At 53.8% G+C, this 22794-nt stretch carries 29 protein-coding genes, 3 tRNA genes and 1 other RNA gene; 21 read left to right on the top strand and 12 right to left on the bottom strand.

Translation table 11 applies throughout. The annotated features are described in order from the left end of the window. Positions 1 to 3 precede the first annotated feature (3 nt). The 5 genes from top6B to PYCH_RS01660 all read left to right on the top strand — a co-directional run bounded on the left by top6B (position 4) and on the right by PYCH_RS01660 (position 5237). Positions 4 to 1695 carry a DNA topoisomerase VI subunit B gene (top6B, locus tag PYCH_RS01680; RefSeq protein WP_013905100.1) on the top strand — a complete coding sequence of 564 codons (1692 nt, stop codon included), beginning with the start codon at positions 4 to 6 and terminating at the stop codon, positions 1693 to 1695. After that, complete coding sequence (locus PYCH_RS01675; protein ID WP_013905099.1) at positions 1685 to 2833, top strand: DNA topoisomerase IV subunit A; 1149 nt, start codon at positions 1685 to 1687, stop codon at positions 2831 to 2833. Before top6B ends, PYCH_RS01675 begins: the two co-directional genes overlap by 11 nt. Positions 2834 to 2839: 6 nt before the next feature. Further along, entirely contained in the window at positions 2840 to 4087 is a 1248-nt protein-coding gene (locus tag PYCH_RS01670; RefSeq protein WP_013905098.1) for a DUF530 family protein, read from the top strand. Between the two features lie 5 nt (positions 4088 to 4092). Further along, entirely contained in the window at positions 4093 to 4482 is a 390-nt protein-coding gene (locus PYCH_RS01665; RefSeq protein WP_013905097.1) for a DUF1699 family protein, read from the top strand. A 110-nt stretch (positions 4483 to 4592) separates the two neighbouring features. Continuing rightward, on the top strand, positions 4593 to 5237 hold the full coding sequence (locus PYCH_RS01660) for a hypothetical protein (RefSeq protein WP_013905096.1): 645 nt from the start codon (positions 4593 to 4595) through the stop codon (positions 5235 to 5237). Here PYCH_RS01660 and PYCH_RS01655 read toward each other — a convergent pair. From PYCH_RS01655 to PYCH_RS01645, 3 genes are all read right to left on the bottom strand, one after another. Next, positions 5188 to 5439: a transcriptional regulator gene (locus PYCH_RS01655; RefSeq protein ID WP_013905095.1), complete on the bottom strand. Its 252-nt coding sequence runs from the start codon at positions 5437 to 5439 to the stop codon at positions 5188 to 5190. The genes PYCH_RS01660 and PYCH_RS01655 overlap by 50 nt on opposite strands. A gap of 4 nt (positions 5440 to 5443) precedes the next feature. Continuing rightward, on the bottom strand, positions 5444 to 6058 hold the full coding sequence (locus PYCH_RS01650; protein ID WP_013905094.1) for a hypothetical protein: 615 nt from the start codon (positions 6056 to 6058) through the stop codon (positions 5444 to 5446). Between the two features lie 68 nt (positions 6059 to 6126). After that, the gene (locus PYCH_RS01645) at positions 6127 to 6315 is read right to left on the bottom strand and encodes a TIGR04140 family protein (protein ID WP_013905093.1); all 189 of its coding nucleotides are present in this window, start codon (positions 6313 to 6315) and stop codon (positions 6127 to 6129) included. 62 nt (positions 6316 to 6377) lie between these two features. On the opposite strand from PYCH_RS01645, the gene infB reads away from it, so the two are divergent. Further along, entirely contained in the window at positions 6378 to 9539 is a 3162-nt protein-coding gene (gene infB / locus PYCH_RS09560) for an intein-containing translation initiation factor aIF-2 (protein ID WP_013905092.1), read from the top strand. Between the two features lie 59 nt (positions 9540 to 9598). Here infB and PYCH_RS01635 read toward each other — a convergent pair whose 3' ends face one another. The 4 genes from PYCH_RS01635 to PYCH_RS01620 all read right to left on the bottom strand — a co-directional run bounded on the left by PYCH_RS01635 (position 9599) and on the right by PYCH_RS01620 (position 13297). After that, positions 9599 to 10366: an ABC transporter permease gene (locus PYCH_RS01635; protein ID WP_013905091.1), complete on the bottom strand. Its 768-nt coding sequence runs from the start codon at positions 10364 to 10366 to the stop codon at positions 9599 to 9601. A gap of 5 nt (positions 10367 to 10371) precedes the next feature. Then, positions 10372 to 11358, bottom strand: a complete 987-nt coding sequence (locus tag PYCH_RS01630) for an ATP-binding cassette domain-containing protein (RefSeq protein WP_013905090.1) — start codon at positions 11356 to 11358, stop codon at positions 10372 to 10374. Continuing rightward, positions 11359 to 11814, bottom strand: a complete 456-nt coding sequence (locus PYCH_RS01625; RefSeq protein ID WP_013905089.1) for a PadR family transcriptional regulator — start codon at positions 11812 to 11814, stop codon at positions 11359 to 11361. 151 nt (positions 11815 to 11965) lie between these two features. Further along, on the bottom strand, positions 11966 to 13297 hold the full coding sequence (locus tag PYCH_RS01620; RefSeq protein ID WP_013905088.1) for a leucine/methionine racemase: 1332 nt from the start codon (positions 13295 to 13297) through the stop codon (positions 11966 to 11968). A gap of 118 nt (positions 13298 to 13415) precedes the next feature. On the opposite strand from PYCH_RS01620, the gene PYCH_RS01615 reads away from it, so the two are divergent. Genes PYCH_RS01615 through PYCH_RS01605 form a run of 3 tightly spaced genes read left to right on the top strand, consistent with a single transcriptional unit; the run spans position 13416 to position 14964 of the window. Further along, a complete protein-coding gene (locus PYCH_RS01615) occupies positions 13416 to 13862 on the top strand; it encodes an Lrp/AsnC family transcriptional regulator (RefSeq protein WP_013905087.1) in 447 nt (148 codons plus the stop codon). Next, positions 13863 to 14294 carry a DUF6849 domain-containing protein gene (locus PYCH_RS01610; RefSeq protein ID WP_013905086.1) on the top strand — a complete coding sequence of 144 codons (432 nt, stop codon included), beginning with the start codon at positions 13863 to 13865 and terminating at the stop codon, positions 14292 to 14294. Then, positions 14260 to 14964 carry an endonuclease III domain-containing protein gene (locus tag PYCH_RS01605; RefSeq protein WP_013905085.1) on the top strand — a complete coding sequence of 235 codons (705 nt, stop codon included), beginning with the start codon at positions 14260 to 14262 and terminating at the stop codon, positions 14962 to 14964. The genes PYCH_RS01610 and PYCH_RS01605 overlap by 35 nt, the downstream gene beginning before the upstream one ends. On the opposite strand, the gene PYCH_RS01600 is transcribed toward PYCH_RS01605, so the two are convergent. After that, a complete protein-coding gene (locus PYCH_RS01600; RefSeq protein WP_013905084.1) occupies positions 14965 to 15561 on the bottom strand; it encodes a rhomboid family intramembrane serine protease in 597 nt (198 codons plus the stop codon). Between the two features lie 108 nt (positions 15562 to 15669). Between PYCH_RS01600 and rpl7ae the strand changes: the two genes are divergently transcribed. From rpl7ae to PYCH_RS01580, 4 genes are all read left to right on the top strand, one after another. After that, complete coding sequence (gene rpl7ae, locus PYCH_RS01595; RefSeq protein ID WP_013905083.1) at positions 15670 to 16041, top strand: 50S ribosomal protein L7Ae; 372 nt, start codon at positions 15670 to 15672, stop codon at positions 16039 to 16041. 42 nt (positions 16042 to 16083) lie between these two features. After that, positions 16084 to 16299 (top strand): 30S ribosomal protein S28e, encoded by a 216-nt coding sequence (locus PYCH_RS01590; protein ID WP_010867791.1) that lies wholly within the window; start codon positions 16084 to 16086, stop codon positions 16297 to 16299. A 5-nt stretch (positions 16300 to 16304) separates the two neighbouring features. Then, positions 16305 to 16505 carry a 50S ribosomal protein L24e gene (locus PYCH_RS01585; RefSeq protein WP_013905082.1) on the top strand — a complete coding sequence of 67 codons (201 nt, stop codon included), beginning with the start codon at positions 16305 to 16307 and terminating at the stop codon, positions 16503 to 16505. 117 nt (positions 16506 to 16622) lie between these two features. Then, a complete protein-coding gene (locus PYCH_RS01580) occupies positions 16623 to 17465 on the top strand; it encodes a DMT family transporter (protein WP_048058147.1) in 843 nt (280 codons plus the stop codon). On the opposite strand, the gene PYCH_RS01575 is transcribed toward PYCH_RS01580, so the two are convergent. Continuing rightward, positions 17466 to 17543 (bottom strand) — tRNA-Ile (locus PYCH_RS01575). A 4-nt stretch (positions 17544 to 17547) separates the two neighbouring features. Continuing rightward, a tRNA-Asn gene (locus PYCH_RS01570) sits at positions 17548 to 17623 on the bottom strand. 115 nt (positions 17624 to 17738) lie between these two features. Here PYCH_RS01570 and PYCH_RS01565 point away from each other — a divergent pair. Beyond that, the gene (locus PYCH_RS01565) at positions 17739 to 17978 is read left to right on the top strand and encodes a hypothetical protein (protein ID WP_013905079.1); all 240 of its coding nucleotides are present in this window, start codon (positions 17739 to 17741) and stop codon (positions 17976 to 17978) included. Here the strand turns inward: PYCH_RS01565 and PYCH_RS10305 are convergent. After that, positions 17944 to 18369, bottom strand: coding sequence for a M67 family metallopeptidase (locus PYCH_RS10305; protein WP_013905078.1), 426 nt, complete (start codon positions 18367 to 18369; stop codon positions 17944 to 17946). The genes PYCH_RS01565 and PYCH_RS10305 overlap by 35 nt on opposite strands. Positions 18370 to 18494: 125 nt before the next feature. Here PYCH_RS10305 and PYCH_RS10300 point away from each other — a divergent pair, with 125 nt between their 5' ends. The 4 genes from PYCH_RS10300 to PYCH_RS01550 all read left to right on the top strand — a co-directional run bounded on the left by PYCH_RS10300 (position 18495) and on the right by PYCH_RS01550 (position 20015). Further along, positions 18495 to 18620: a hypothetical protein gene (locus PYCH_RS10300; protein ID WP_308700747.1), complete on the top strand. Its 126-nt coding sequence runs from the start codon at positions 18495 to 18497 to the stop codon at positions 18618 to 18620. 16 nt (positions 18621 to 18636) lie between these two features. Next, positions 18637 to 19008, top strand: coding sequence for a DNA/RNA nuclease SfsA (locus PYCH_RS10295; RefSeq protein ID WP_052296523.1), 372 nt, complete (start codon positions 18637 to 18639; stop codon positions 19006 to 19008). Between the two features lie 80 nt (positions 19009 to 19088). Continuing rightward, positions 19089 to 19144, top strand: an RNA gene (locus PYCH_RS09550) — C/D box small nucleolar RNA. Between the two features lie 10 nt (positions 19145 to 19154). After that, positions 19155 to 20015, top strand: a complete 861-nt coding sequence (locus PYCH_RS01550; protein ID WP_013905077.1) for a cation diffusion facilitator family transporter — start codon at positions 19155 to 19157, stop codon at positions 20013 to 20015. On the opposite strand, the gene PYCH_RS01545 is transcribed toward PYCH_RS01550, so the two are convergent. Then, entirely contained in the window at positions 20008 to 20757 is a 750-nt protein-coding gene (locus tag PYCH_RS01545; RefSeq protein ID WP_013905076.1) for a lipoate--protein ligase family protein, read from the bottom strand. The two genes, PYCH_RS01550 and PYCH_RS01545, sit on opposite strands and share 8 nt — an antisense overlap. A gap of 274 nt (positions 20758 to 21031) precedes the next feature. Here PYCH_RS01545 and tuf point away from each other — a divergent pair, with 274 nt between their 5' ends. From tuf to PYCH_RS01530, 3 genes are all read left to right on the top strand, one after another. Further along, positions 21032 to 22318, top strand: coding sequence for a translation elongation factor EF-1 subunit alpha (gene tuf / locus PYCH_RS01540; RefSeq protein WP_013905075.1), 1287 nt, complete (start codon positions 21032 to 21034; stop codon positions 22316 to 22318). A gap of 36 nt (positions 22319 to 22354) precedes the next feature. Beyond that, positions 22355 to 22663 carry a 30S ribosomal protein S10 gene (rpsJ, locus tag PYCH_RS01535; RefSeq protein ID WP_013905074.1) on the top strand — a complete coding sequence of 103 codons (309 nt, stop codon included), beginning with the start codon at positions 22355 to 22357 and terminating at the stop codon, positions 22661 to 22663. Positions 22664 to 22675: 12 nt separating this feature from the next. After that, a tRNA-Ser gene (locus PYCH_RS01530) sits at positions 22676 to 22762 on the top strand. Positions 22763 to 22794: the final 32 nt, after the last annotated feature.

The raw sequence follows: 22794 nt of genomic DNA, 5'->3' as shown, positions 1-22794 counted from the left end.
TGAATGGCCGAGGCAAAGGACATCTTCAAGGAGTTTAAGGTTCAGAGCGTCAGTGAGTTCTTTAGGAGAAACGCCGCAATGCTTGGCTATACCGGTAAAGTTCGCTCCCTGACGACGATAGTGCACGAGGCAGTTACGAACTCCCTGGATGCATGCGAAGAAGCGGGTATACTCCCATACATTAGGGTTGAGATCGAGGAGCTCGGGAAGGAGCACTACAAGATCATCGTCGAGGACAACGGGCCCGGAATACCAGAGAAGTTCATCCCCCACGTCTTCGGTAAGATGCTCGCGGGAACAAAGGCCCACAGGAACATCCAGAGCAGGGGGCAGCAGGGCATAGGAATTTCCGGTGCAGTAATGTTCGCCCAGATAACGAGCGGCAAAGCGACGCGTGTCATTACATCCACGGGCGGGGACATAGTCGAAGCTTGGGTGAAGATAGACGTTCAGAAGAATGAGGGCAAGATAGTGAAGAAGGTCAGGCACCCCAACCCGAAAGGCTGGAGAGGAACGAGGATAGAGCTTGAGGTTAAGGACGTGAGGTACGTTCGCTCCAAGCAGGGTGTTTACTGGTATCTCAAGCTCACCGCCATAGCGAACCCACACGCCCACATCGAGCTCATAGAGCCCGACGGGAAGCTCATTATCTTCCCGAGGTCGAGCGAAGAAATTCCAAAACCACCGGTCGAGATGAAACCGCATCCCAAGGGGGTCATGACCGACGACGTCTATACGATGGCCCACAAAACGGGTAGGAGCACCGTAAGGAGGTTCCTCGTTAGTGAGTTCTCAAGGATAAGCGACAAGAAGGTCGATGAGCTCGTCAAATACATAGCCGCCCTCAGGCTCATAAAGGAAGAGGATGACAAGGCGGTTAGAGATCAGATCTACGAGAGGCTCGCCAATGGCGATGTCGATGGAGTCCTCAAGTCCTTCGGGAGAAAGTGGAGGAAGGTTGTTAGGGAAGTTGAGAAGATAATGGAGAAGCCCCCCGAGAAGCTCACGTGGCATGAGGCCGAAGAAATCGTCGAGGCGTTCAAACTCATGAAATTCCTGGCACCGCCGACGCACGGCTTGAGACCGATAGGGGAGGAGAACATAGAAAAGGGCCTAATGGGTATCCTGAAGCCCGAGTTCGTCACGGCCGTTACGAGGGCACCAAGGGTCTACGCGGGCGGAATCCCCTTTCAGGTCGAGGTTGGCTTAGCCTACGGAGGACAGATAACCGGTCCAGAGATCCTCCGCTACGCCAACCGCGTTCCCTTGCTCTTCGACGCTGGGAGCTGTGTGATAACTTCCGCGGTAAGAAGCATCGACTGGAAGCGCTACCGGATAGATAGCTTCGAGAACGCTCCCCTCGTCGTCATGGTAAACGTCGTTAGCGTTCACGTTCCATACACGAGCACGGGCAAGCAGAGCATAGCCGACGTCGAGGAGATATACAACGAGATCCGTCTTGCGATAATGGACGCCGCCAGGAAGCTTGCCACCTACTTGGGTGGTAAGTACAGAAGGCTCTACCAAGTCAAGAGGAGGAAGACCTTCGAAAAATACCTGCCAGAGATAACGAGGTCCCTACACATCATAACGGGCGAGCCCGAGGAGAAGATCAAGGAGTACTTCTTGAACCTGATAGAGAGCAGGTTCCAGAGCATTGAGGGAATCGAGGAGGTGGCAGAGAATGAGGCTTAAACGGGGGAAGCCCAAGGAGAAGTTCAGCTACGATCCCCAGAAAGTTCTGAGAAAGATAGAGGAGCTCGGCCGGAGAATCCTCGAGGACGTGAAGGCCGGAAAGAACCCCTACTTCGACGTTCCGACGAGGGGTCTGACCAACGTTTACTTTGACGAGGAGGCCAAGCTCATCAGGATGGGAGACAAGCTCTCCCGCAGATATTTCCTCAACGTGGCCCATGCAAGAAAGTTCATGCAGACCCTGCTGCTGATGGCATATATCAAGAGGCTCGTGAGCGAGGGCAAGCACGCGAGCTTGAGAGAAGCATATTACGCCAACAAGCACACGATACCGGGGACTAGAGAGAACACTTTCGAGGATCAGAGTGAAAGCGACCCGATTATCGAGGACCTCGAGAGGATGCTCGGTATCCTCAGGGAGGAGATGCACATAACCGCCGACAGGAGAGGATACGTCTACGGAGACATCGTAATCAAGGACGGAGAGGACGAGTTCAACGCCAGCAAGCTCGGTATGGGGGGTTGGGCCGTTCCCGGAACCGTTGAGCACATCCAGTTCCCAGAGATAAACGTGGACTACGTCCTTGTCGTCGAGACCGCCGCCATGGCCGACCGTCTAATAGAGGAGAAGTATCCGAAGAGGGAGAGAGCCCTCATAATAGCCACGCAGGGGCAGGCGTCGAGAGGTGTTCGGCGTCTAATCCACAGGCTCCACTACGAGGAGGGCCTTCCAATAATTGTCTTCACTGATGGCGACCCCTACGGTTGGTACATCTACTCCACCATAAAGCAGGGCTCCATAAACCTCGCATACCTTAGCGAAAAGTTGGCAACGCCGGGGGCCAAGTTCGTGGGCATGACGATGGACGATATAAAGGAGTACGGCCTCGAGAACGTTACCGAGAAGCTCAAGGGGATACCGCCCGACAAGAAGGGAGGGCCTACCGGAGATTACAAGAGGCTCATAGAGGAGCTTAACTACCCCTGGTTCCAGAACAAGGAGTGGCAGAGGCAACTAAAATTGGCCCTCAAGTGGGGCGTCAGGATCGAGCAGCAGGCCCTGGCAAACAAGTCACTGGAGTTCGTGGCGAAGGAGTATTTGCCCGAGAAGATTAGAGAAGGCAAGCTGTTGCCGTGATGACCCATGCCGACGACGGAAGAACTAGTGGCAAGAATAAACAAAATCCTTGACGACATCGCTATCGACACGCCCGGGTTATTTGAGGATCCCGACGTCCCTCACATCTTCTTCACCCTCAGATCAAGACTCGAAGTTCTGAAGGAGCTGGAAGAAGAGCTTGAGAGAAGGGTGGGAGATTTCGGACCAATCCCAGTGTTTAAGGACAAGAAGTCAAAGGACCCGCACCTCTCATGGCTCTACAGGAAGAGGCATTATCGCGTCCTGACCCTTGAGAGGCTGAGATCTGCAATTACAGCCCACAAGATAGCCCTAGCAATCCTCGAGACTTCCTATTCCTTTAGGAAGGGAAGGTCGGAGGTAGAGCCGGAGTCCCTCAAAGGGAAAGATCTCGGCAAGATAAAGGTAGTGGAGAAGAGCCCAAGGCTCGCCCGCGTTGACATCCTACCATATCTCGCCTATTCGGGCGACGTCCTAAAGCTACTCGGCCAGAGAGGACTGGATGTTAGGGAGCACTTCAAATTCATAAAAGGGAAACTAAGGGAGGAGGGCACCCTTAGGAAGGAGAGCTTCCGCATAGAGGTCGAGTACTGGGAAGGAGGAAAGCTCAAGAAAGAGAGAGTGGAGCTGCCAGTTGATGCGGACATAGAGGGAGAGCTTAGGAAAAGGTTCGGAAAGAGGTTCAGGTGGCGCGTGCTCAGCTATGTGAAGACCGTGGGCGTGTTGATAAACAACCACTACACCGTCGATAACCTCGCCCTCGCCTACTCCTCGCTTGACCCCTCCCGGGGAGCCGAGCTCCTGGCGATGGATCTCTTCCGCTACTACTTCCTGACGTCGGAGAAGGAGAGGGAAACCTTGACGATCTACCCCGGGATAAGAGGGTGCGTTGACTGTCACTACTCCCTTTTCGACCTTCCATTCAGGGGGAGAAAGGACTTCAAGGTCGGCTTTGGGAGCATGCTCCTCATAAGGAAGTGTGAGATTGAAAGGCTTCTGACGAGGAGGAGGAGCGAGATAGCGGGCATCCCTAACTATCTGCTTGGAGGGGTGATACTCTACGCCATCTCTCCCTTCAACGAGACCGAGGTCTCCGAGCTACTCGGGATTGAGGAAGGAGAGCTAAAGGAAGCTATAAGGAAGTTCGTGGTTTCCGGCCTCCACGAATCCCTGTTTACGAACATTGAAAAGTTTGAGAAGTTCATGCCAAAGAGTGAGCGGGCCAAGAAGTTCTTGGAGCTGCTTCAGGGGTGAGGCGTGTGAGGGTGGTGGTAACTGCGAGAAACACGCGCGAGCTCCTGAGAAAGCTCGATGAGATGCTGGGAGAGGACGTTACCGAGGTTTACATAAACATGAGGCCAACGAAGGAGATAATCGTCCGAATACTGGAAAACGCCCCCAACGTTCGGCTGATAGGGTGCCCTCCCAGCCTCTATCCTAAGGTTTCGAAGAAAGTTATAAGGGCCCTTGAGCAGATGGGCATCAAGCTCGTGCCCGTCGAGAGGCGCAGGGGGAGGCCGAGAAAGTACGATGAGGAAACCGTGCGCAGGATTCAGGAGCTCATAAGGAGCGGTAAGACTGCCCGGGAAATTAGCGAGACCCTAGGAATACCCCTCAGAACCCTCTACTACATGATAAGCGGAAGGTGAGCGTCTCGGCCAGCCATCCTCTCATCACCGCTCGGCTAACAGCTTACTCCTCATCGACCTCTTAAAGTCTTAGGCGAAGCCCTTTTAATATCTTTTCCCTACCCTATGCGGTGGTTGAGACGAGAGAAGAGACAGTTATCAAGGCCTCAATTTTCGTCGTCCTTCTCGGCCTAATCACGGGTATCGTTTATGGCCGAACGGACCATATCTACAGGAGCACAACAGCTTTAATCGGCCTTTCCCTCCCGCTTCTCCTTCCGAGGTTCTGGAAGCCACCCGAGAAGCTTGAGCCGTTCGTTAGGCCCCTCTATAACAGAGGAACCATAGCCGTTCTCGCGGTCTTCATAGCGGTCCATGTTTCTCTCGTGAACGTTCCCTTCACCACGATAGACCTCTTCCACAAGGAATGGCGCGATGCCGACATGATAAGCCACTTCCTAGGTGGCTTGACTACGTGGCTAATAACTGCCGAAATCCTCACTGGGCTGAACGACACATGGTTCCGCCTAGAGAGGAAGAAGCTTATCCTTTACTCCTTCATCGTATTCTTCGCTCTCTCAGTGGCATGGGAGGTTGCGGAAAAGCTCAGCGAGAGCCAGATAAGCTTCATTCGGGAGACTCCCGCCAACAAGGGAAGGGACCTCGTGATGAACACGCTTGGCGCTTTGTTCGGCCTCTGGATGGTTGAGAAGAGGGAATATCCCTTCAGCCTTCGAGCCTTTCAACTACGCTCCTCAGAACCCTCAGATACCTGAGGGTCTCCTCCGTTCCCTTCCCCGTTATTCTCACTGCCGTTCTTGGTCTATCGGCGAAGACCTTGTAGAGCTTCACGTAGCCGGCTCTTTCGAGAGCCTTTAAATGGGAGTCAAGGTTACCCGGCGTCACCTCTAAGACATCGAGGAGCTCCTTGAAGAGGGCCTTCTCCCTTAGAAGGAGGTAGAGCATTAGAGCCTCCATGCTATCACCGCTCTATTGCTCTGAAGGCCGAGTAGAGGTACAAAAGCACCGTTGCAGTAAAGCCCACCGTAACGACGAACCCAGCCCAGACTATGGCACCGTTCTCCATCTTCCACGCTATGGGCACCGCAAGGAGCGGCAGGAGGAACGACGGTATCATCTCCCTCTCCCTCCAGTGGCCCCCAGTGAGCACCAGCCACTGCCCGAGCAGGGAAATTCCGATGAAGGTCAGAAAACCAACTGCGAGCCTTGCCGTCTCATTTACCGCCATGGAGGTCCTTGGAATTATTCCCCAGCCGATTACCGAACCGATCATCCACGAGGCAACTATCGGGAGTATCCAGGCCCTTCCAATTTCGCCACCTTTTTCAACCGCACGGTAAAGCTTCACGAACCTCCCCCAGACCTTCCCTATGAAGAAAATCGCCACAACTACCGCACTTCCCCAGTACAGCCCATTTGCCCACCCCGGAAGCTCAGTGAGCCCAATGACCACGTAGTAGATGGCCATTACCAGCAGCCAGAAGGCGAAGTTTATAGCTGCATATATCTTCCCAGCGGCGATGAGCTTACCCTCGACCCGCTCAAGAACCTCCTTGAGCTCCCTAACTTCTTCCATAGCCCACACCTCGATTAAAATTCAGCTTCCAGAATATTTATAACCCGGCGAAACTCTGAAGCTCAGAATCAGCCGCCAGCTCTTGCGAGCCTGAGCTTCTCCATGAACTTCTGAAGCTCACCGGAGCTCCCGAGCACTTCCACGACCCAGAGGCGTCCGTCCTTCCCCAAGACCCTCAGCTCAACATTGGCCCCGGCCCTCTTCTTTATCTCCCCCAGCTCCTCCGGAGGAACAGCCGTCTGAAGCTTCAAGGCCATATTCAATGGATAATCGGAACCCTTTAAAAGCGTGCCCCCAAGCTAAGCCCAAGGTGGTTGTGATGAAGAGGATAAGGCAGCCCATAATAGCGGTGCTCGGTCACGTGGATCACGGCAAGTGTCTCCTTCCGGAGGAGCGTGTCGTTGTTCCCGGGCTCGGAAGCCTAACTCTTGAGGAGCTCTTCGAGATCGCCGATGAAATCGTTGAGAGAGACGATGAGAAGGAGATTAGGAAGCTCAGAATCCCCCTGACGGCAGTAGACGGGAATGGGGCAATAGCTATGGTAGAAGGCTCCTACGTCTGGAGGCTCAGGCACAGGGGCAAGATAGTGAGGGTAAAGTTGAAGAACTGGCACTCGGTAAGCGTGACTCCGGAACACCCGTTCTTGACGACGAGAGGCTGGAAGAGGGCCGACCAGCTTAAGCCGGGCGACTACGTTGCCGTCCCCAGGTACATCCATGGCAACGAGAGCAGGGAGCGCTTCATGGCCTTCGTTTACTCGAAGCTTTCAAAGAGGGATGGGAGGTATGCAAGACTTCCGAGGAGTGATGACGAGTGGAGGGCTTTCTTCTACTTTGCCGGAGTCATGTTCGGCGACGGTAGCCAGAAGGTAACCAACGATTATGCCGAGGTCTTCGAAAGGCTGGAGAGTATTGAAAAGCTAGGCGTGGAGCTCAAGCTCCTCAGGGTTCTCTTTGACTATTCCGATGGGATTCCCGACGTGTTATTCTTGGCACCGAAGGATTACGTTGCGGAATTCCTTAGGGGCTACTTTGATGTCCATGGAAGCCTCGAAGACGATAGGGTAGAGGTCACGGGCGCGTCCAGAGAGTTCATTGAAGGGCTCTCGCTCGTTCTACTTCGCTTCGGCATAGTGTCTAAGATATACCGCTCCGGCTACACCACGCTGGTGATCTCAGGAAGGCGGAACCTCGACGCCTTCAGGAGGCACATAGGTTTTACGGTGAGGGAGAAGGCCGAGATGCTCAAGAGGGCTATTGATAAAAGCAGGGGGAGCGAGGCCTACCCAATCTTCGAGGAGCTCAAGAGGCTCAGGCTTCTCTTCGGATTCACGAGAGCCGAACTGGACTCCGAGGTTCCATTCTACAGCAAATATGAGGAGAGCGAGGCGCCCAGTTATGAGACCCTGATGCAGATTCTCGATGCGATTGAGAGAGGCTCTCCAACGCTGGCAAAGAAGATAGCCGTCCTCGAGGGCAGAGCTAAAGACGTCAATTACCTGAAGGCCCTTGAGCGCGATGGTCTAATCAAAGATGGCCACCTGACCGAGCTAGGCAGGGAACTGCTGGAGGTGTGGCGCAACAGGGAGTTCGACAGTCGTGACGTTGAGTACGTGAGGAACATCGCTGAAAGCCTCGTCTTCATTCCCGTTGAGGCCGTTGAGGAGCTCGACTACGACGGCTACGTCTACGACCTCACCACTGAGACCCACAACTTCATAGCCAACGGCGTGCTTGTCCACAATACAACCCTGCTTGACCGCATCCGCAAAACCAACGTAGCGGCGAAGGAAGCCGGCGGGATAACTCAGCACATAGGCGCGACCGAGGTTCCGATTGAGGTTGTGAAGAAAATCGCCGGCCCGCTCATCAAGCTTTGGAAGGCTGAGATAAAGCTTCCCGGCCTTCTGTTCATAGACACACCCGGCCACGAGGCCTTCACGAGCCTGCGCGCCAGAGGCGGTAGCCTCGCCGATCTTGCCGTCCTCGTCGTGGATATAAACGAGGGCTTCCAACCCCAGACAATAGAGAGCATAGAAATACTTAGGAGGTACAAGACTCCCTTTGTCGTTGCGGCAAACAAGATTGACCGTATAAGGGGCTGGGTCATCGAGGAGGACGAGCCCTTCCTCGTGAACATCAAGAAGCAGGATCAGAGGGTCGTCCAAGAGCTGGAGACTAAGCTCTGGGAGCTGATAGGAAAGTTCTACGAGATGGGCTTCCAGGCCAACCGCTTCGACCGCGTCCAGAACTTCACCCGCGAGCTGGCCATAGTTCCCATCTCGGCCAAGTACGGCATAGGCATACCTGAACTCCTAGTCCTCATCGCGGGCCTCAGCCAGAAGTACCTGGAGGAGAAGCTCAGGATTGAGGTTGAGGGGCCAGGTAGAGGCACGATACTGGAGGTCAGGGAGGAGCCAGGCCTCGGGACAACGATAGACGTCATAATCTACGACGGAACGCTCAGAAAGGACGACATCATAGTCGTCGGTGGTAAAGACAAGGCGATAGTGACAAAAATCCGTGCCCTGCTCAAGCCGAAACCCCTCGACGAGATTAGAGACCCACGCTTCCGCTTCGACCAAGTGGAGGAAGTCACAGCCGCCGCAGGTGTCAAGATAGCGGCGCCCGACCTCGAGGAGGCCCTTGCAGGCTCGCCGGTAATAGCGGCTCGCACTGAGGAGGAGATTGAGAGGGCCAAACAGGAGATACTCAGCCAGATTCAGAGCGTGGTCATCAGCACGGGAAAGGTTGGCGTGATAGTTAAGGCCGACACCCTCGGCAGTTTGGAGGCCCTCAGCAAGGAGCTACAAGAGAAGAACATCCCGATAAGGAAGGCCGACGTTGGGAACATCAGCAAGACCGACGTCATGGAGGCCTTGAGCGTTAAGGAAGAGGAAGAGAAGTACGGCGTTGTCCTCGGCTTCAACGTCAAGGTCAATGAGGATGCGGAAGAAGTTGCAAAGGCTAAAGGCGTGCCAATATTCGTTGGCAACGTCATCTACAAGCTCATCGAGGATTACGAGGCGTGGATGAAGGCAGAGGAAGAGAAAAAGAAGCGTGAATTGCTGAGCAGGGTGACGTTCCCCGGCGTCATCAGGCTATACCCTGACGAGCGCTACGTCTTCAGAAGGAGTAATCCGGCCATAGTGGGCATAGAGGTGCTGGAGGGCAGGATAAAGCCCGGAGTCACGCTCATCAAGCAGAACGGACAGAAGGTCGGCGTTATAAAGTCGATAAAGAGCAGAGACGAGTTCCTGCAGGAGGCTAGGAAGGGTCAGGCCGTCGCGATAGCCATCGAAGGGGCCATAGTGGGCAGGCACATACATCCAGGCGAAATCTTATACGTGGACATAGGCAGGGACGACGCGATAATCCTCCTAAAACAGCTAAGGTCCGAGCTTGAAGATACGGACATAAAGGCGCTAAAGATGACGGCTGAGGTAAAAGCAAAGGAGGACCCGTTCTGGAGGGCCATCTAACGATACCGGCCGCCTTCAACTTCCCATTATTCCCCACAAAACAAAAATTAAAAAAACTCTCAGTCTATCGTTGCCTTCCTGAACTCGAGGGCCGCTATTCCCACGAAGACCACCGCAAGCGTACTCAAGACCGCCCAGTCGGTTGCTATACCGAAGGTCGGCTCAATCCCAGCTAAGTAATAACGGGCACCGTCAACGGCGTAGGTGAGCGGGTTGAGCTTAGCCAAGAACTGCATCCAGTCGGGCATGGTACTTACCGGATAGAAGGCCCCGCTGAGGAAGGTCATCGGGAGCATCAGCATGGTGATAATTATCTGGAAGCCCTCCATGGTGGTCATTCTCATTCCTATCGCCATGCCAAGGCCCGAAACGGCCACACCGACAAGGAATGCTAGAGCCAACGTTGGGAACACCCCAGAGAGCTTGAGTCCGTCGACGATGAGGAAGCTCAGGGCTAGGATTATCGTGCCCTGAATTATCGCCATCAGGGCCCCGCCAACGCTCCTCCCTATTATAGCCTCTACCCTCGAGGCAGGGGCAACTAAAAGCTCCTTGAGGAAGCCGAACTGCCTGTCCCAGATGAGTGTTATCCCCTGCATGAAGCCCATGTTGAAGACGGTCATCGCCACTATACCGGGCACCATGAACGTCATGTAGTCAACGCCACCGAAGAGCATATTTGCCCCAGGGAATTTGAATGCCCCTGCCCAGCCCTTTCCGAAGAATATCAGCCAGATGAGTGGGTTGAGAAGGGAACCTACTACCCTCGCCCTCGAATGGAGGAAGCGCTTCAGCTCCCTATATATCATCGTTGTAAGCACCCTCACCGCTCTCACCTCCTCATCCTCGCGCGCATTATCATCCTCGCCACGTTACCATCGCTGCCTTCGTCGCGGATTTCCCTTCCAGTTAAGTGCAGGAAGACGTCGTTTAGGGTGGGTCTGTGGTAGGTGACCTCGAGTATCTTGACCCCGCTCCGCTGGGCGAGCTCGAAGAGCTTCGGCAGGGCCTCAGCCGCGTTCTCGACGTCGAGTCTCACCCTGCCGTCGGGCAGGAGCTTGCAACCTCTTATGAACTCCGCCTTTAGGCGCTTCAGCTCCTCCTCTGGGCTTTCAAGCCTTAGATATATTATGTCGTTGCCCACGAGCTTCTTCAGTTCCTCGGCGGCCCCCTCGGCTATGATTTTGCCATGGTCCATTATAGCTATCCTATCGGCCAGCTGCTCTGCTTCATCCATGTAGTGCGTGGTAAGGAAAATCGTCATGTCATGCTCCTCCTTCATGGTTCTGATGTACTCCCATATCTTTGCCCTCGTCTGGGGATCTAGGCCTATGGTCGGCTCGTCGAGGAAGAGAACTTCCGGCTCATGGAGGAGTGCCCTTGCTATTTCAAGTCTTCTCTGCATCCCTCCCGAGAAGAACTTTACAGGTCTGTCCCTGAATTCCCATAGCTCGACGAACTTCAGAAGCCTCTCGATTCTCTCCCTGAGCTCCCTTCCACCGAGACCGTAAATCCTTCCGTGTATGTACATGTTTTCCCACGCCGTGAGCTCCCTGTCAACGCTCGGGTCCTGAAAAACTATGCCTATCTTCCTCCTCACTTCCATAGGCTCCTCAACGACATCATGACCAGCGACTATCGCCCTGCCTGAAGTCGGCCTCAGAAGGGTAGTGAGGACGTGGACGGTTGTTGTCTTTCCGGCACCGTTCGGTCCTAAAAAGGCGAATATCTCCCCGCGCTTGATTTTGAAGGAAATTCCCCTCACGGCTTCGAAGTCGCCGTACTTCTTGACGAGGTTCTCAACTTCAATCGCGTACATTCAATCACCTCCCAAAAGGATGAGCCTGATCTTCCTCGTGAACTCCAGGATTTCCTCTCTAATCTTCTCCTTCTCTTCCTCGCTCATCTCAGGAAGCTTCTCAAGGAGTTCCTTCATGGTTTTCGCTAACTCCCTCCCGCCCAGCTTCGAAAATTCCTTGTAAGCCTCAACCTTCCTTAGAATTTCCTCTAACTTCCCCTTATTTTCCTCAAGAAACTCAAAGCCTTCCTGGGTTATACTGTAAACTTTCTTCTCCCTCTTTCCCTGCCCTGTAACTTCGATGAGGCCTAGTCTTTTAAGCTCAGACAAGACCGGATAAACTGCCCCAGCGCTCGGCCCTGGGATTCCATACCTTTTCTCCAACTCACTCATTATCGCGTAGCCGTGCATTGGGTTTTCCCTTAGCATGTGCAGGATCAGCAACTTGAGGTAGCCCCTTAGTCTTGGCCTCTCCATATAACCACCGACATATCGTTCGATATATCGTTTAAAAACCTTGTGCACAAAACGTGCCCGACTCCAAGTATGGCCCCCCAAGAAAAAGAAAGGAGTGCACAGGCCCGCTCTTTCGGCTCTTCCAGGCCTGCCCTCCCTCAGACGCAGGGGATTACCATCCTCTGACTTTTTTCACCACATCATCCGGAACCTTTCCGGCCTCAACGTCTTCTATCGCCTCCTCCAGCCTTTCAAGACCCTCTTCCAGAAGCTCCTCCTCTATAGTTAGGGGAGGCTGTATCCTCAGGACGTTTCCCTGGAGAAAGGCAACGATTAGACCCAGCTCGAATGCCCTCCAGACGACCTTCTTCGTTTCATCGAGAGCCCTCTCCTTGGTCTCTCTATCTTTCACGAGCTCCACTCCCAGCATGAGGCCCAGACCACGAACGTCCCCTATCAGCTCGTGCCTTGCCTTCATACGTTCAAGCCGCCTTTTAGCTTTCTCTCCCAGCCTCTCAGCCCGCTTCACTAGGTCTTTTTCCTCAATCTCCTCTATCACGGCGAGAGCCGCCCTCGCGGCCGTCGGGTTGCCCGACAGGGTGAAGGCGTGGCTGAGGGGTGGTAGGGCATCCATTATCTCGGCCCTTCCAATAGTGGCACTTATGGGAAGGCCACCGCCGAGAGGCTTGGCCACGGTTATTATGTCAGGCTCGACCCCGAAGTGTTCTATGGCAAACCATTTTCCTGTCCTTCCGAGGCCACTTTGGATTTCATCCACCACGAGAAGTATGCCGTGCTCATCCAGAATCCGCTCAATCCTCTTAAAGTAATTCTCGGGCGGCACAACCATTCCAGCGTCGCCCTGGATGGCCTCCGCGAAGAGCGCGGCCACGCCCTCGGCGTACACCTCTCCCTCGAACTTTTCCTTGAGGTACTCCACACACTCAAACCTGCACTTCCCGGACTCCTTTCCGAAGGGGCAACGATAACAGTTGGGGAAGGGTATATAGTGGACCCCGCTTAGCTCCCCGACGAGGGCCCTCACGTGGAAATCGAGACCCGTTATGCTCATGGCCCCATACGTGGAACCGTAGAAGCTTCTCATGTAGCTAAGGATTGTCAAACGGCCCGTATAAGCACGGGCGAACTTTATGGCGCCGTCGTTGGCGTCGGCTCCGCTCAGCCCGAAGGAGACCTTGGCATTCCTGATTGGAACGAGCTGAACGAGCTTCTCGGCGAGAAGGAGGGGCTCTATGGGGAAGGCATAGATAAAGCTCGCGTGAAGGAGCCTCTCGGCTTGCTCCTTGATTGCCATGACGATGCGAGGGTTATTGTGGCCGACGTTCTGGACGGCGGCGTCGCTAAGGAAGTCTATGTATTCCCTTCCCTTTACATCCCAGATTCTCGCGTTCTCAGCTCTTACAGGAACGAGGGGAAAGTACGTCGTCCTGTTGGCCGGGGCTATGACCCTCTCATACCCAGCCACAACCTCTTCAGGATCCACAGCCCTCACCCCTAAGATCATTGCTCTTGGAACCGATAACTTTTTCGCTTAAATTCTGATGAATTAGCAAAAGACTTAATAAGTAATCTGCCGAAAAAGGAAATTGGTGATGGCCAAAATGCTCGATGAGCTAGACAGAGGGATACTCCAAATCCTTCAAGAGGACGGGAGGGTGAGCTATGCCGAGATAGCGAGGAAGCTGGGGGTGCCCGAGTCGACCGTCCGCCTCCGCGTGAGGAAGCTCGTCGAGAGAGGTGTCATTAGAAAGTTCGCGGCTTTGATAAACCCCTTCAAGGCAGGTTACGAGGTTGTAGCGGTGATAGCCGTTGACACCGAGCCCAGCAAAGTCAAAAAGGTAGCCGAGGAACTGGCAAAGCTACCGGAGGTAGATGTCCTTGGGATAGCTACCGGGGCCCATGACATATTCATGCAGGTCACCGTCAGAAGTCTGAGAGAGCTCGAAGAGTTCCTAATTGAGAAGCTCGGAAAAATAGATGGCGTCAAGAGCACGGAGACATCGATACTGACGAGCGTCAAGAAGTGGGGGTACGCGAGGGTGTTCTAAATGAGGCTCGTCCTGAAGCCCCTTTTCGATGTAGAGCTTCCGGTCGGCTTCGAGGACATCCTTAGGGCAAAGCTAAAGGGAAGAGTAGTCAAGACCGGGCAAGAAATCGAAGTCGACCTCCTCGGAAAGCCCCTACGATTCCAAGTTCTCTATGCGGAGCCAGAGCCTCTTATCGTAAACGATAGAACGAGAGTAGAGATTACCGGGGGAGATACCTTCATCCTTGACATTGAGTTCGACGAACCCGTCAAGGGTGTGATTCCGTTCGAAAAAGGCTTTGTCATAGTGTTTCCCAAGAAGGTTCTAATTTTAAACCAAAATGGGCAAAAGATTTATAGTGATGAGTTTGAGGAGCTCAACGAAGTGAGCGTTTCGGGTGACGTGGTGGTGATAGTGCATGGGGAAAAGAGGGTCAGGCTCATTAAGCCCTGAGGGCTTCGCCTTCGAGGAAAGCTGGGCCGAAAAGAAGAGGCGAGCCGAGGAAATAGTTAGAATCCTCAAGGAAGTATACCCAAGGGAGAGGCACGTTTCGGGAGAACCTTACAGGACACTGATCAAGTGCATAATCTCTCAGAGAAACAGGGATGAAGTTACCGACAGGGTAGCTGAAGAGCTGTTTAGGAAGTACCCTACCATAAATGACATAGCCAATGCGAGCGTGGAGAAGATGCAAGAATTCCTTAGGAGCCTCAAGGTTGGACTCTGGAGGAGCAAGGGAAGGTGGATAGTTGAGGTGTCTCGGATCATACTTGAGAGGTACGATGGCCGCGTCCCTGACACACTCGAAGAGCTCATGAAATTGCCTGGAATCGGGAGAAAGTGCGCCAATATAGTCCTAGCCTACGGCTTTGGAAAGCCGGCCATACCCGTCGATACCCACGTAAACCGGGTAAGCAAGCGCCTCGGTCTCGCTCCTCTAGAGGCCTCACCCGAAAAGGTCGAGGAATATCTGAAGGTCCTTATACCAAAGGAGGAGTGGCTGTACGTCAACCACGCCATGGTGGATCACGGGAAGAAGGTGTGCAGGCCGATTAAGCCGAAATGCAATGAGTGTCCCGTAAGGAACCTCTGCCCAAAGGTTGGTATCAAATTCGGGACCTAGCTACTCAAACCAGTAGCTCATGTCCATCAGCTTTCTCCTCAACCATCTGCCGTATATATAACCCAACGCCAAACCCGCGGCCAACCCACCGAAGTGTGCAACTATGTTCACTCCCGGGAATATGCTATTAATCAAAAACAGGATTATTGCGTTCATTAAGGCCTTCTGCATGTTCCTCTTCAAAACCCCCTCTATGGCGAGAGAAGCCCCAACTATTCCAAACAAACCCCCGCTCGCCCCTCCTGAGGCCACATCTAAAGGCAGGGTAAACAGGCTTAGTACATTGCCAACTATCGCGGATAGAAAGAAAACGAGCAGAAACCTTTTACTCCCAACGATCCCCTCGAGATCCATTCCTAAGTAGAAGAGCCAGAACGTGTTCAAGGCAAAGTGTATGAAGCCCATGTGCACGAATATTGCCGTTACTAATCTCCACCACTGGCCAGCGTAAAAAACGAGGAGGTTTATCTGGGCGAGCTGGACTATCGCAGTGTCAAATCCCACGATCAGCTCGTAGATAAAAACTAGGGCTATTATAGTGAGCAACCCTGCCGTTGCAGGAAAGTATTTAACTAGATTCCTCAAGTTAGCCCCCATCGCCTGAGTGCCTTCAACTTTAAAAACGTTTCCAGGACCACAAGCCTTTTAAATTCACATCCTCAACCAAGCTCGACAGATGAACGATGACGTAAGGAGGGATAGAAGATGGCGAAGCCGAGCTATGTGAAGTTTGAGGTTCCCAAGGAGCTCGCCGAGAAGGCCCTCGAGGCTGTCGAGATTGCCAGGGACACCGGAAGGATAAGGAAGGGTACCAACGAGACCACCAAGGCCGTCGAGAGGGGCCAGGCCAAGCTCGTTATAATAGCTGAAGACGTTGACCCTGAGGAGATAGTCGCCCACCTCCCGCCGCTCTGTGAGGAGAAGGAGATACCCTACATCTACGTTCCGAGCAAGAAGGAGCTCGGTGCCGCGGCCGGTATCGAGGTCGCGGCCGCGAGCGTGGCTATAATCGAGCCCGGCAAGGCTAAGGAGCTCGTTGAGGAAATCGCCATGAAGGTTAGGGAGCTCATGAAGTGAGCTCCCTCCCTTTCCCTTTACGCTCACCGCGGGGTGTGAGGTATGGCTGAGGATGAGGGGTACCCAGCAGAGGTTATCGAGATAATAGGGAGAACTGGAACCACGGGAGATGTTACGCAGGTCAAGGTTAGGATACTCGAGGGAAGGGATAAAGGAAGGGTCATAAGGAGGAACGTCAGGGGTCCCGTCCGCGTCGGCGACATACTCATACTCAGGGAAACGGAGAGGGAAGCCAGGGAGATTAAGAGCAGGAGGTGAAGGAGTTGGCCAGGTGGAACATCTGCTCCTACTGCGGCAAGCCCTTTGAGCCCGGAACAGGCAAGATGTTCGTGAGGAACGACGGCAGGGTGTTCTTCTTCTGCTCAAGGAAGTGTGAGAGGTACTTCTTCATGGGCAGGAACCCGAGGAAGCTCAAGTGGACTAAAGCTTACCAGGAAGCAAGGCTCCAGAGAGGCAAGAAGTAGTCTCCCTTCTTTCCTCTTAACGTGCACTTGCCATTTGTTTAGCATGAAAGCCTCACTTCTCGGGAGTTGTTGCTTCCCGGAAGAAACCGTTAAAAGCTCCTCTCCCTATTCTCCCCCATGAACCACAATGCCCTACTCGCGATTCTCCTCTGGTCTACTGTCGCCTCCGCGTTCAAGCTCACCCTTTCAAGAATGAGCCCGGCCAGCATGCTTCTCTACGCTTCCCTAACTTCCTTGACAGTTTTCACGTTCGCGGTGCTTGTGAAAAAGCCAAAAGGCTGGAACTCCCTTAGGAAAAATCTCCAGTCCGCCATCCTCGGCTTCCTGAACCCTTTCCTGTACTACCTAGTCTTATTCAACGCATACTCCATACTTCCGGCCCAAGAAGCTCAGGCCTTGAACTACACCTGGCCCCTCATTCTGACGGTCTTCGCGTGGCTTTTTCTGAGCCAGCCTCTGAGAGTAAGGGGAATTTTCGGCGTCTTCATGGGGTTCCTTGGAGCACTGATTGTATCTTCAAAAGGTAGCATAGGTTCTTTAAGCTTATCAAACATCCTCGGAGATCTGCTGGCCCTTTCCAGCGCCCTTATCTGGGCCTCATACTGGGTTTTGAACCTGAGAGACGGGAGAAAGGCAGAAGTTAAGATGTTCTGGAACTTCCTTTTCGGCTCCCTTTACATCCTCACATACGTCGCGTGGAGAGGTAAGCTAGTCCTTGACGCCCTGGGGATCATTGGATCCGTGTACGTGGGCCTCTTCGAGATGGGTGTTACATTCCTCCTTTGGTTAAGAGCCCTTGAGAAGGAGGAAGCCTCAAAGGTCGCGGGCCTTGTTTACCTGACGCCCGTTCTCTCCCTTTTCTTCATAACCACAATCGTCAGGGAGCCGCTTAGAGCATCCACAATTGTGGGGCTTGCCCTGATTCTCATGGGTGCAAGAATAGCTAGGGGTAGGGGATGATGGTGGGCCCGCGGGGATTTGAACCCCGGACCACGCGGTTATGAGCCGCGCGCTCTGACCAGGCTGAGCTACGGGCCCCCTCTGGCGCCGCCGCCCGGATTCGAACCGGGGACCGCCGGATTAACAGTCCGGCGCTCCACCAGCTAAGCTACGGCGGCTCGCCCAACAGAATGGGTGGGAGAGGAGTTTATAAAAGTTACGGTTGGGGGCTCTTTAACAGCCACCTGGAAAAGTTTATTAGCAGAGGTAGCTAAATTTTACATGGTGAATGCCATGACAGAGATCCGTCACTACAAGATAGGGGAGGACAGGTTCAAGATAAGCGAAGATGAAGTTGCCAGGAGAGAACTTAAGGTTACCAAGGTTGCCGATGACGTCATTCAGATCCAGGAGGAAATTCACGGGATAATCGCGCTCGTTGGGGCTACCAGTACCGTCAACATTAAGAAGGATGAGCTCAAGGAGCTCATCAAGATCGTCAGGGAAGAGTTCGGCTGGACTGACATCTGCTGATTATCTTCAATTCTATTTCCTTTGGCTTTCCTTTCTCCAACATAAAGGCAGCCACTTTATGGCCTGTGACGATGAGCCAAGGCACCGGCCAGAGTGTCATACCTTTGACGTCTTTTGAGCTTGGTCTCGGCGGACAGCTAACGTGGGAATGAAAGATTCCAACGACTTCAAGGTTTTCTTTTTCAGCATCATCCAGCGCCTTCACCATATCCTCAGGTTCCATCTCGAAGGCCGTGGGAGAGTTCAGCCTGTTTTTGACGAACGTAACCTTCCTAACGACCCACTCATCACCTCTCCTTTCGCCGAATAGGAAGCCGCAGACCTCGACATTACTCTCTGAGGCCGCACTGACAATTTCCTCTAAGAGCTCCGCTGGTATCCGCAGGCGCATGGAGGATGTTGGGCGGGAGATTTATTAACTCTCGCTTGAAGGCACAAGCATGAAGCTCCTTGAACTTCCCCTTGTTGAGTGCCGCTTCCTCGAAAGGGTGAACCGCTTCGTGGCCCTTGTAGAGTTTGAAGGAGGCCCCTCTGGCCAACGCCGGCAGGTTGGAAGGGCTCCTCATTCCGGGAAGGAAAGCCCTCTGCATTCCAAAGAAGGGAGGTAAGACTGACTTCGTTTTGGTAGCCTTTAGCAGATGAAGGAGGATACGCAATAGTGGACACGAGAACACAGGCAAGGGCCTTCGAGAAGGCCCTCGAGCTGGGCCTCGTCTTTAGGGGACGCTCCCTGGTAAGGAGAGAGGTGAGTGCCGTGTTGAGGCTTGACGGCTACGCCTCTTACCCGGACCGCCCTTCCGCGAGAGGGAGGAAGCACGTAAAGGAGTTGATAGCTCTCAAGAGAGCTGGAAAGAACGCCGCCATAGTCTTCATCGCGGCCCTGCCCAACGTTAGAGCTTTCAAGCCCAACTCCTCCGCCGACCCTGAGATGGCGAGACTTTTAAAGGATGCCTCCGAAGCGGGCGTTGAGATTATGGCATTCGGCATGCACATCGATCGATGGCGAGCTCGAAATGATATTGGGCGATGATGAATGATGGGCGACCCGATTGATGAGGACAGAGGTGATCTCTGAGCCAAAACCTTTTAATGGGTACGGGGCAGGAAGAACGGGATGATGAGTTCAGCCTTAACTGAGGTGTGATGAGGGAGTGACGGACTGACCGGGGTGATAGGATGGAGGAAGCCTACAAGCCAATTGCCGTGAGCATAGTTGGTAACCTCCTGCTCGCGGCCCTGAAAATAGCCGTTGGCATTATAAGCTCGAGCATAGCCCTCATATCCGATGGAATCCACTCCCTCAGCGATCTTGTTACCAGCGTTATAGGGTTCGTCGGCATAAGGATATCGAAGAAGCCCCCCGACAGCACCCATCCCTTTGGCCATTCTAGGTTTGAACCACTCTTCGCTTTCTTTATGGGAGAACTGCTCCTCCTCGCGGCCTACGAGATAGGCAGAGACTCTCTTGAAAGGATTATAAGAGGCGTCCCCATAGAGGTTACGCCCGTGATGATAGGAGTGGCCCTGATATCAATACTCCTCAAGGAGGCCATGACCCAGTACACTCTGGCCGTTGGCAAAAGGCTCAACAACAGCATCCTCATAGCCGATGCCTACCACCACAGGAGCGACGTCCTGAGCACCGTGGCAGTTCTCATTGGCCTTATCCTCGAAAAGGGTGGTATGGCATGGGGTGACGGAGTTGCAGGTGTAATAGTTAGTCTTTTCATAGCCAAGGTCGCCATCGAGATCATCCTTGAAAACGTCCACTACCTGACCGGAAAGGCTCCTCCCTTAGAAGTGTGCAAGAAGATTGAGGAGGCAGCACTCAGCGTTCCCAACGTTCTCGGCGTCCACGATTTGAGAGCCCACTACGTGGGAAGCAGACTTCATGTCGAGCTCCACATAGAGGTTCCGCCCATGATGACCCTCAAGGAAGCCCACGACATAAGCGAAGAGGTTAAAAAGAAAATTGAGAGGCTGCCCGAGGTTGAAGTTGCATTTGTTCACGTAGACATCAAAGGTGTTACTACTTAGAGAGGTTCCAATTCGGGTTCCCATATCTCTCCTCCACGAGCCTTTCGGCGAGTTCGAGCTCGTAGTCCGTCAGGGGAGCCTCTTCAAGGGGGAACGCCCTGAAGAAGCTTTCCTTTAGCAACTCGTAGGCCTCGCTTCTCGATAACCTCACCCCTTCCCTTTCAAGGGTTGTCACCCTCTCGTATATGCTGGAGACACCCTTGTCCTTCAGCTTCTCCCTCGATACTTTTAGAACCGATGCGAGAACATCAAGCCTCGTCGCGTACATGAAGGTGCCGTGCTGAAGGATAACTCCCTTGGCCCTCGTTTGAGCCGAGCCACTTATCTTCTTACCCCTAACTACTACATCGTTAAGACCCGAAAACTCAGCGTTTAGGCCTAGCTCCTTGAGTGCATCGATTAGGGGGCCTGCCAAATACCTGTAACTCTCTTGAACGTTTCTCAAGGACGGGTGATAGTCCTCTCCGATGATGACAGAATACGTTATCTCGCCATATTCGTCGTGAAAGACGCTTCCACCGCCAGTTATTCTTCTGACCACCGGGATTCCCAGATCCCGGGCCCTCTCGATGTCAACATCATGCCTAATACTCTGGAACCGGCCAATTGTCACGGAGCTCGGCTTAAAAACGTAGAGCCTCACCGTGTCGGGCACCTTCCCCTCAATTCTAGCCCTAAATATCGCCTCATCTATCGCCATCTGGACCTCAGGTCGGGCGACTATGAGGGGGACAAACCTCATAACATCACCCCCAACTTTCCCGACCTTATCTTTATAATCCTAATCCCCAACTCCAAAGCGGTCCTCGCGATGAGGAAATCGGTCTTGACTGAATTATGATGAAAGTGGTCACCGCCGAGCTTCAGTTAATTTTTTAAACCCACACCTGAACTTTCCCCGAGGCTAATGAGGCCCTCTCGTTACGGCGGGTTTCCCGCCGAGGGGGCCGAGGTGCGAAACCTTTAAAAAGCCCGCTCAAAAGTAGGGTTAGGCAGAAGTTTGGGGGTGATTAAAGATGCCGAAGGAGAAGCCGCACGTTAACATAGTCTTTATTGGCCACGTCGACCACGGAAAGAGCACCACCATCGGAAGGCTGCTCTACGACACCGGCAACATACCAGAGACCATCATCAAGAAGTTCGAGGAGATGGGTGAGAAGGGTAAGTCCTTCAAGTTCGCCTGGGTCATGGACAGGCTCAAGGAGGAGAGGGAGAGGGGTATCACCATCGACGTCGCCCACACCAAGTTCGAGACCCCGCACAGGTACATCACCATCATCGACGCTCCCGGACATAGAGACTTCGTTAAGAACATGATCACCGGTGCCAGCCAGGCTGACGCGGCAGTTCTCGTAGTTGCTGCCACCGACGGTGTCATGCCCCAGACCAAGGAGCACGCCTTCCTTGCGAGAACCCTCGGTATCAACCACATCATCGTCGCCATCAACAAGATGGACATGGTCAACTACGACCAGAAGGTCTACGAGAAGGTCAAGGCCCAGGTCGAGAAGCTCCTTAAGATGCTCGGCTACAAGGACTTCCCGATCATTCCGATAAGCGCTTGGAACGGTGACAACGTCGTCAAGAGGAGCGACAAGATGCCCTGGTACAATGGCCCAATCCTCATCGAGGCCCTCGACCAGATACCAGAGCCGCCAAAGCCGGTCGACAAGCCTCTCAGGATACCAATCCAGGACGTCTACTCCATCAAGGGCGTCGGTACCGTTCCCGTTGGTAGGGTCGAGACCGGTAAGCTGAAGGTCGGTGATGTAGTTATCTTCGAGCCGGCCAGCACCATCTTCCACAAGCCGATCCAGGGTGAAGTCAAGAGCATTGAGATGCACCACGAGCCCCTCCAGGAGGCCCTTCCTGGTGACAACATCGGATTCAACGTCCGTGGTGTCAGCAAGAACGACATCAAGAGAGGTGACGTTGCTGGCCACACCGACAAGCCTCCATCCGTCGTCAGGACCAAGGACACCTTCAAGGCCCAGATCATAGTCCTCAACCACCCAACAGCTATCACCGTCGGCTACAGCCCAGTCCTCCACGCCCACACCGCCCAGGTTCCCGTCAGGTTCGAGCAACTCCTGGCTAAGCTCGACCCGAGGACTGGAAACATCGTTGAGGAGAACCCGCAGTTCATCAAGACCGGTGACTCCGCCATCGTCATCCTTAGGCCCATGAAGCCCATCGTCCTCGAGCCCGTCAAGGAGATACCGCAGCTCGGTAGGTTCGCCATCCGTGACATGGGCATGACCGTCGCCGCCGGTATGGTCATGTCCATCCAGAAGGCCGAGTGAGGCCCTTTCTTCCTTAACTTTTTAGGAGGGGCTGAAATGCAGAAGGCAAGGATCAAGCTTGCCAGCACTAATGTTCGCTCCCTCGACGAGGTCGCCAACCAGATCAGGCAGATAGCCGAGAGGACAGGTGTTAGGATGAGCGGCCCCATACCGCTCCCGACGAAGAGGATTAGGATCACCACCAGGAAGAGCCCTGACGGAGAAGGAAGTGCCACGTTCGACCGCTGGGAGCTCCGCATCCACAAGAGGCTTATTGACATCGAGGCCGATGAGAGGGCTATGCGCCAGATTATGCGCATCCGCGTTCCTGAAGATGTCACAATCGAAATTGAGCTTATCTCCTGAACACTTTTATGCGCCGGGGTAGCCTAGCCAGGGAAGGCGCGGGCCTGGAGAGCCCGTGGGCGTTCGCCCACCGGGGTTCAAATCCCCGCCCCGGCGCCACCTCAATCCTTAATAATCCTCTTCTTGACTCC

The sequence above is a fragment of the Pyrococcus yayanosii CH1 genome, from assembly GCF_000215995.1.
In the GTDB taxonomy this organism is placed as follows: Archaea; Methanobacteriota_B; Thermococci; order Thermococcales; family Thermococcaceae; genus Pyrococcus; species Pyrococcus yayanosii.
The sequence above is the reverse complement of the archived record's forward strand: the minus strand, read 5'-3'. Positions and strand labels throughout refer to the sequence as shown.

What these genes read in the sequence shown, in the direction of transcription:
- PYCH_RS01625 (WP_013905089.1), bottom strand. Translation starts at nt 11,814, where the DNA reads ATGGAGAGGCCAAGACTAAGGGGCTACCTCAAGTTGCTGATCCTGCAC.
- PYCH_RS01550 (WP_013905077.1), top strand. Translation starts at nt 19,155, where the DNA reads ATGGAGGAAGCCTACAAGCCAATTGCCGTGAGCATAGTTGGTAACCTC.
- PYCH_RS01580 (WP_048058147.1), top strand. Translation starts at nt 16,623, where the DNA reads ATGAACCACAATGCCCTACTCGCGATTCTCCTCTGGTCTACTGTCGCC.
- PYCH_RS01615 (WP_013905087.1), top strand. Translation starts at nt 13,416, where the DNA reads ATGCTCGATGAGCTAGACAGAGGGATACTCCAAATCCTTCAAGAGGAC.
- PYCH_RS01600 (WP_013905084.1), bottom strand. Translation starts at nt 15,561, where the DNA reads ATGGGGGCTAACTTGAGGAATCTAGTTAAATACTTTCCTGCAACGGCA.
- rpl7ae (WP_013905083.1), top strand. Translation starts at nt 15,670, where the DNA reads ATGGCGAAGCCGAGCTATGTGAAGTTTGAGGTTCCCAAGGAGCTCGCC.
- PYCH_RS01590 (WP_010867791.1), top strand. Translation starts at nt 16,084, where the DNA reads ATGGCTGAGGATGAGGGGTACCCAGCAGAGGTTATCGAGATAATAGGG.
- infB (WP_013905092.1), top strand. Translation starts at nt 6,378, where the DNA reads ATGAAGAGGATAAGGCAGCCCATAATAGCGGTGCTCGGTCACGTGGAT.
- rpsJ (WP_013905074.1), top strand. Translation starts at nt 22,355, where the DNA reads ATGCAGAAGGCAAGGATCAAGCTTGCCAGCACTAATGTTCGCTCCCTC.
- tuf (WP_013905075.1), top strand. Translation starts at nt 21,032, where the DNA reads ATGCCGAAGGAGAAGCCGCACGTTAACATAGTCTTTATTGGCCACGTC.
- PYCH_RS01670 (WP_013905098.1), top strand. Translation starts at nt 2,840, where the DNA reads ATGCCGACGACGGAAGAACTAGTGGCAAGAATAAACAAAATCCTTGAC.
- PYCH_RS01565 (WP_013905079.1), top strand. Translation starts at nt 17,739, where the DNA reads ATGACAGAGATCCGTCACTACAAGATAGGGGAGGACAGGTTCAAGATA.
- PYCH_RS01545 (WP_013905076.1), bottom strand. Translation starts at nt 20,757, where the DNA reads ATGAGGTTTGTCCCCCTCATAGTCGCCCGACCTGAGGTCCAGATGGCG.
- PYCH_RS01630 (WP_013905090.1), bottom strand. Translation starts at nt 11,358, where the DNA reads ATGTACGCGATTGAAGTTGAGAACCTCGTCAAGAAGTACGGCGACTTC.
- PYCH_RS01610 (WP_013905086.1), top strand. Translation starts at nt 13,863, where the DNA reads ATGAGGCTCGTCCTGAAGCCCCTTTTCGATGTAGAGCTTCCGGTCGGC.
- PYCH_RS01655 (WP_013905095.1), bottom strand. Translation starts at nt 5,439, where the DNA reads ATGGAGGCTCTAATGCTCTACCTCCTTCTAAGGGAGAAGGCCCTCTTC.
- PYCH_RS01645 (WP_013905093.1), bottom strand. Translation starts at nt 6,315, where the DNA reads ATGGCCTTGAAGCTTCAGACGGCTGTTCCTCCGGAGGAGCTGGGGGAG.
- PYCH_RS01650 (WP_013905094.1), bottom strand. Translation starts at nt 6,058, where the DNA reads ATGGAAGAAGTTAGGGAGCTCAAGGAGGTTCTTGAGCGGGTCGAGGGT.
- PYCH_RS01675 (WP_013905099.1), top strand. Translation starts at nt 1,685, where the DNA reads ATGAGGCTTAAACGGGGGAAGCCCAAGGAGAAGTTCAGCTACGATCCC.
- PYCH_RS01605 (WP_013905085.1), top strand. Translation starts at nt 14,260, where the DNA reads ATGGGGAAAAGAGGGTCAGGCTCATTAAGCCCTGAGGGCTTCGCCTTC.
- top6B (WP_013905100.1), top strand. Translation starts at nt 4, where the DNA reads ATGGCCGAGGCAAAGGACATCTTCAAGGAGTTTAAGGTTCAGAGCGTC.
- PYCH_RS10305 (WP_013905078.1), bottom strand. Translation starts at nt 18,369, where the DNA reads ATGCGCCTGCGGATACCAGCGGAGCTCTTAGAGGAAATTGTCAGTGCG.